This window comes from Larkinella sp. C7, from assembly GCF_006149005.1.
In the GTDB taxonomy this organism is placed as follows: Bacteria; Bacteroidota; Bacteroidia; order Cytophagales; family Spirosomataceae; genus Larkinella.
The window spans coordinates 1-402 of record NZ_VBSL01000190.1 but is presented as its reverse complement, the minus strand read 5'-3'; the positions used below and the strand labels follow the sequence as shown (position 1 = coordinate 402).

At 45.0% G+C, this 402-nt stretch carries 1 protein-coding gene; it reads right to left on the bottom strand.

Annotation, left to right across the window (positions count from 1 at the left end):
* The coding region (locus FH871_RS35050) for a carbohydrate-binding domain-containing protein (RefSeq protein ID WP_229317784.1) at positions 1-347 on the bottom strand (347 nt) is incomplete at its 3' end.
* Positions 348-402 lie beyond the last annotated feature (55 nt).

Genomic DNA, 402 nt, shown 5'->3' with positions numbered 1-402 from the left:
GTATTTTCGATATCTGCGGTTGTATTTGTTAAATTACTTAAATCAGCATCGTCCTTAGTTGTCCATTCAGTGGCATTGAGGCCGTCATCACCAGCGTCAATCGTAATGGTACCGCTATTGAGATTGATGGAACGTCCCTCAATGCCTTCGTCTCCAGCGGTTATTGTCAGATTCGTCTCTCCATCAACCGTTGCACTGTCTGAAACAGTAATTCCTTTATCGGTTGATGTTATGGTGATGCCAGAGTCAGTGATGATTAAATCACCCGAATTGACATCGGTATCATCGTCTACTTGGATACCATCATCGCCGGCTGAAATAGTCATTGTAACCTTATCGAGGGTCAAGCTGCTAGTGGCATGAATCCCGTCCTTGTCACTAGAAGTGAGTGCTAGACCGAGG